Source organism: Microvirga sp. P5_D2, assembly GCF_054049475.1.
Genome location: NZ_JBFUMH010000239.1, coordinates 1 through 5,580, shown reverse-complemented (window position 1 = coordinate 5,580; position 5,580 = coordinate 1). Strand labels below are relative to the sequence as shown.

Below are 5,580 nucleotides of genomic sequence, written 5' to 3'. Positions count from 1 at the left end.
ACTTGATCTGAACCCGGGGGCAATGCGCCAGCGGCGCGAGGTGGTCGAGCATCCCTTCGGCACGATCAAGCTGCGCATGGGTGCGGTCCACTTCCTGATGAAGCGGCTGCCGAAGGTGAGGGGCGAGATGGCGCTGCACGTGCTCGCCTACAATCTCACTCGGGTGCTGAACATCCTGGGTATTCAGCCGCTGATGGCCGCCCTCAGGACTTAGGGGCGGGTTCTGCCCGCGTCATCACGCCTGTGACAYGCCGGATCCTCGCTTCAGAGGCGATGGGAGCTTCATTCCATCGACGATAAGCCAATCCGCGCTCGCCCATGATGGTGAAGGGCCTTGGAGCGGGGAAAGCCGCAATCCGTCTTTTGCGAAAGCGTTTTGACACGACCAAGACCCCGAACGGACCTGCCGCATTGAGGCAATAATCCGGAATTTCGAGATAGAGCAAACTGTCTGTCAGTTGGCACTCAGATGTCAGTTGGCACTCAGATGTTCGGCTGGCCCGTGATTGCCCCGTACAGGAAAACGTCATCACAGCGGCAGGGGAAACCTGACGCAGGTGCGCGTGCCTTTCTCGACCGGCTCCTGGTCCACCTGCCCATCGAGCTGATTTGTAAAGGCGTCGATGAGCTGCAAGCCGAGCCCGCCTTCGCGGCGCGGCCCCATCCCACGTCCGTTGTCCTCAACCACAAGGCAAGCCTCGCCGAGTTCGAGCTGTGTCGTGAAGCTGACCAGGATCGCCCCACCATCCTCATCAAAGGCGTACTTCAGTGAGTTGGTGACGAGCTCGTTGACAATCAGACCAGCCGCTACGGCTCGGTCGAGGGGAAGCAGCGCTCCTCTTTGGGCATTCACCTCAATGTTTACCGTCTCCCGCTGCGGATCGATGTTGGCGCACAGGGCGCGCAGGTAATCCCCGAACTCCACATTGCTGATGCCGGCTTCAAAAGAGAGCTGATCCTGCGCAAGGGCGATGGCGTGCACCCGGTCCATAACGCTCACAAAGCGGTTCCGATCCTCCGGCGTCGAGGCATGGCGGCGTTGCAGGGCCAGGAAGGAGATGATGGTCTGGAGGTTGTTCTTCACCCGGTGCTGGAACTCACGCAGAATCACCTCGGCAAAGGATTTCTCCCTTGCATGTCCTGCCGACGCCTCCGCTGCCTTGGCCTCGGTTTCCAGCCGCAGCAGGGCCACCCCGAGGATATTGGCCACCGTGGTCAAGAAGGTCACATCCGCCTCATCGAAAGTGTGCGGCTCCTCCGCGTCGACTTCCAGCACCCCCCAGGTGCGCCCGTCGATCCGCACCGGCACGTTCACCAGCGAAACGATGCCGTGCTCGCGTAAGCTCGGGTGCGAGCGGAACTCGGGATCGTTGGGCAGATCCTCGACGATCACCGGAGCCGCCGTCTGCATGGACCGGCCAGCAACCGAGGCGTTGTCGAGGGCAAAGGTCGTATGTCCAACCACACCGGGCTTCCAGCCCACGCCCGCCACGATCAGCAGGTCGCCGTGATCAGGACGATAGCACAGCACCTTCACGTGCTTGATGTGGGTCACACGGGACACCTGGGCGGCGGCGTAGTGCAAGAGCTTCTCACGTGGCAGAACCTCGGAGGCAATCCGGCTGAAGGCGGCCAGCGCCCTCTGGTACTCGTGTAGACGCCTCACGTCAGGGTTCGGACCATCGCTCCTCTTGGGCATTGTGCCTCCTGCTGGGATGCCCGCCGTGGATCCTCACGCCGTAAGGCTTGAAAAGCCCAACGGCTTTGTTCGGTTCCAGCGAAGATCGGCCCGACATAAGAACCATGCATGAGGGAAGGGTGGATTTCACTCTGACGCATGACGACCGCGTCATTCCGGAGGATCTCACGACGGATTCGAATTTTCTTCGAGTCAAGAGGTGACCTTAGCCAAGATGTGCCCAGGGTAGGGAGCATTGCTTGAGATCTTGGCATTAGGAACAAAGACGGTTGGTTTCACTTACGTCAGGCATGCCTGGCCCGAAACATGATGCACGTCCCCTTATTCTCGTTGTTGAAGACGAAGCGCTCGTCCGGATGACGCTCGTGGACGTACTGGAGGACGCCAACTTCAAGGTGATTGAAGCCGCCCATGCCGATGAGGCGCTCCAGGTTCTGAAAGCCACCTCAGGCATCCAAGGGATGGTGACGGACGTGGAGATGCCGCGCGGCAGCATCAACGGTTTCGAGTTGGCCCGGTACGTTCGCGACAGCCAGCAGGACGTCGGCGTCCTAATCGCCTCAGGGCGGGCTGTTCCCAAGCCCGGCGACCTTCCTGAGGGAGCCCTCTTCATCGGCAAGCCCGTCCATCCAGAGACGCTGGTAAGGCTGCTCAAGACTCTTCTCACGTCGAACGGGCGCTAAGGGAGCGGTATCCCCGAATGGAGATTTCCTGCCCTGAAAGGTCACCTGCGGGATCATCGGAAACATAGAGACGACTTGCCGTACGGACCGCGAGCTGATCCGGCCATGTCGATTAGCCTATGTTAATCATATGGGGCTGGCGTACCGTGAACAACATGCCCGGAACCTTGAACACGGGCTCCAAGGCCCGTGAGGGCTCGCTTGATGCCGAGGGTCTGACGTACTATCCCGTGTGTTGAAAATGGGAGTGGGCACACCCAAGCAGGCCGGCTGAATTGCAACGCTTGCGGTGATTTGATGAGTCAACCCTGCCAACCGATCTTTGGAGTTGAATAGCATGCCCATGTCTGCCGTTCTGACCCGACATAATGTTAAGGTTCTGGGTTATGGCGAGCAGGCCATGATTTTTGCCCATGGCTACGGTTGCGACCAGAACATGTGGCGCTTCATCACCCCTGCCTTCCAGGATCGTTACAGGATCATCCTCTTCGACCATGTCGGGCATGGGCAGTCCGATGCAACGGCCTTTAACAGGACAACATACGCCTCGCTCAATGGCTATGCCGACGACGTCCTGGCGATCTGCCACGAGTTGAACCTCAAGAACGTCATCTTCGTCGGCCACTCTGTCAGCGCCATGATCGGGGTTCTCGCTGCCATCCAGGAGCCGGAGCGCTTCGACCGTCTTGTGCTCATTGGCCCCTCACCACGCTACATCGACGATGGCGATTATGTGGGTGGGTTCAAACATGAGGACATTGAAGGCCTGCTGGACATCCTCGACAGTAATCATCTCGGCTGGTCGAGCACGATGGCTCCGGTGATCATGGGCAACCCGGAGCGTCCCGAACTCGGCGAGGAACTCACCAACAGCTTCTGCCGCACGAACCCCGAGATCGCCAAGCACTTCGCACGGGTGACCTTTCTCTCAGACAACCGGGCTGATCTTCCCAACGTAAAAGCGAGGGCGCTCATCCTTCAGTGCTCGCAGGACGCGATTGCTCCTGAGGTGGTAGGACGCTATGTGCATCAGAACCTGCCGGGCAGTGAGTTCGTCCTGATGAAGGCAACAGGCCATTGTCCGAACCTGAGTGCACCAGAGGAGACGATTGCCGCCATGGCAGCCTTTCTTAACGGTTCAGCTCCCAACACGACGGCGGCAGAGTGAGCATAGACCCAGAGGCGATAATCGAAACTCCGGAGGAACTCTACGAGAGTGCCCCCTGCGGCTACCTCTTAACCCTGCCGGATGGCACCATCATCAGAGCCAACCAAACCTGCCTCACCTGGATCGGTATGAAGCGGCACGACCTTGTCGGCCATAAACGTGTTCAAGACCTTCTGAGCATTGGCGGCAGAGTCTTCTACGACACCCATTTCGCGCCGCTCCTGCGGATGCAGGGCTTTGTGAATGAGGTCGCCTTTGATCTGATCTGCGCCGATGGTCGCGCCTTGCCGGTTCTCGCCAATGCTGTCCAGAAGCGGGACGCTGGCGGGAATCCTGTCGTCAACCGCATCACCCTCTTCAATGCCACTGACCGGCGAAGGTACGAGCAAGAGTTGCTTCGCGCGCGCCAAAAGGCCGAGCAGGCCGCTGAGGACCTCAAGCGCCTGAACGAGACCCTGGAGGAAAGGGTAACGCATGAGGTCGCCGAGCGTCTGAAAGCCGAGGAGGCTATGCGCCAATCCCAGAAGATGGAGGCTGTGGGCCAGCTCACGGGAGGTGTGGCACATGACTTCAACAACCTGCTCACAGTCATCAAATCTTCGACTGATCTCCTCAAGAGACCGGACCTGTCAGAGGAGCGGCGTGCCCGCTATGTCGCCGCGATCTCCGATACCGTCGACCGGGCCGCCAAGCTCACGAGCCAGCTTTTGGCCTTTGCCCGGCGCCAAGCCCTCAAGCCTGAGACGTTCGATGCAGGGCAGGCCGTCCGTATGCTCAGCGACATGGTCGTCACGCTGACCGGGGCCCGTATTAAGATCATCACATACCTGCCCGATGAGCCGTGTTTTATCAGCGCCGATCCGAGCCAGTTCGACACAGCGCTGATCAACATCGTGGTCAACGCGCGTGACGCGATGGACAATGAGGGCCAGATCACGATCACAGTGTGGCCGGCCGAGAAAATGCCCGCCGTCCGGAGACACGCGGCGGTCAAGGCTCCTCACGTGGCAATTTCGATCGCCGATAATGGCTCGGGCATCCCCGTGGATCAGATTGATCAGATCTTCGAGCCGTTTTTCACCACAAAGGGCGTTGGCCAGGGCACCGGCCTCGGATTGTCGCAGGTATTCGGGTTCGTCAAGCAGTCGGGTGGACAGGTGTTTGTCGAGAGTGCAGTCGGTCAGGGCACCACTTTCACGCTGTACTTGCCCCGTGTCATAGCTCCCCTCGGAGTGGCCGCTACAGAGGAGGAGTCTGTCGAAGACGGGAACGGCACCTGCGTGCTGGTGGTCGAGGACAACCGGGATGTCGGTACCTTCGTGACGCAGACGCTGGCGGAGTTGGGCTATCGCACGAAGTGGGTCGAGAGTGCACAAGCGGCGCTCGATGAACTGGCGACGTCTCCGGGCACACATGAAATCGTGTTCTCGGACGTGGTGATGCCGGGCATGAACGGTGTGGAGTTGGCCCGCAATGTGCAACGACTCTACCCCGATCTGCCGCTGGTGCTGACGAGCGGTTACAGCCATGTGCTCGCTGAGGGAGGGCATGGCTTCGAGCTGTTGCAGAAGCCCTATTCCGTTGAGGCGCTGTCACGCGTGCTTCGCAAGGCATCGCAGAAGTTGCGCAAGCAGTCACAGGCCAAATAGTTTGATCCTATAAGAGGCATTCGAAACGCTTGAGGTTTGGCTTCGGCTCGCTATCCGATTGCTTGTGCTCCAACCTCCGTACTAAGTCCGATGCTTAAGGCCCGAAGATCGTAGTTAGGGATGCTATGCTCCGGCGGGAAAGGCCATCCAAGCAAGCAATCCAGAATGAATGTTGTGCGATGGGTCTGATCGGGAGCGAAATACACGACGCATCGTTTCTCTAGCTTTGCGCCTGCGACGCGGGTTGACCCCCTTGTTGGGTCGCAATCCAGATCGTGTGTCTTGCGCCCCCACGTGTTCCGTTGGCGCGGGCACCTACCTCTTCCACGCCAAATCCCGCCTTGCGCAGGTCCTGGGTGAAGGCTTTATTCGGCGCCGATG

General features: G+C 59.5%; 5 protein-coding genes. 4 read left to right on the top strand and 1 reads right to left on the bottom strand.

The annotated features are described in order from the left end of the window. Window positions 1-214: transposase (locus tag ACXJKO_RS29275; RefSeq protein ID WP_457094546.1), on the top strand; the 214-nt coding region annotated here is incomplete at its 5' end. 315 nt (window positions 215-529) lie between these two features. Here ACXJKO_RS29275 and ACXJKO_RS29270 read toward each other — a convergent pair. Continuing rightward, window positions 530-1,699 carry a sensor histidine kinase gene (locus ACXJKO_RS29270; RefSeq protein WP_457094545.1) on the bottom strand — a complete coding sequence of 390 codons (1,170 nt, stop codon included), beginning with the start codon at window positions 1,697-1,699 and terminating at the stop codon, window positions 530-532. A gap of 290 nt (window positions 1,700-1,989) precedes the next feature. Here ACXJKO_RS29270 and ACXJKO_RS29265 point away from each other — a divergent pair, with 290 nt between their 5' ends. The 3 genes from ACXJKO_RS29265 to ACXJKO_RS29255 all read left to right on the top strand — a co-directional run bounded on the left by ACXJKO_RS29265 (window position 1,990) and on the right by ACXJKO_RS29255 (window position 5,199). After that, window positions 1,990-2,382 (top strand): response regulator, encoded by a 393-nt coding sequence (locus ACXJKO_RS29265; protein WP_457094544.1) that lies wholly within the window; start codon window positions 1,990-1,992, stop codon window positions 2,380-2,382. 343 nt (window positions 2,383-2,725) lie between these two features. Further along, window positions 2,726-3,550 carry an alpha/beta fold hydrolase gene (locus tag ACXJKO_RS29260; RefSeq protein WP_457094547.1) on the top strand — a complete coding sequence of 275 codons (825 nt, stop codon included), beginning with the start codon at window positions 2,726-2,728 and terminating at the stop codon, window positions 3,548-3,550. After that, on the top strand, window positions 3,547-5,199 hold the full coding sequence (locus ACXJKO_RS29255; RefSeq protein WP_457094543.1) for an ATP-binding protein: 1,653 nt from the start codon (window positions 3,547-3,549) through the stop codon (window positions 5,197-5,199). The genes ACXJKO_RS29260 and ACXJKO_RS29255 overlap by 4 nt, the downstream gene beginning before the upstream one ends. Window positions 5,200-5,580 lie beyond the last annotated feature (381 nt).

What these genes read in the sequence shown, in the direction of transcription:
- ACXJKO_RS29265 (WP_457094544.1), top strand. Translation starts at nt 1,990, where the DNA reads ATGCCTGGCCCGAAACATGATGCACGTCCCCTTATTCTCGTTGTTGAA.
- ACXJKO_RS29270 (WP_457094545.1), bottom strand. Translation starts at nt 1,699, where the DNA reads ATGCCCAAGAGGAGCGATGGTCCGAACCCTGACGTGAGGCGTCTACAC.
- ACXJKO_RS29260 (WP_457094547.1), top strand. Translation starts at nt 2,726, where the DNA reads ATGTCTGCCGTTCTGACCCGACATAATGTTAAGGTTCTGGGTTATGGC.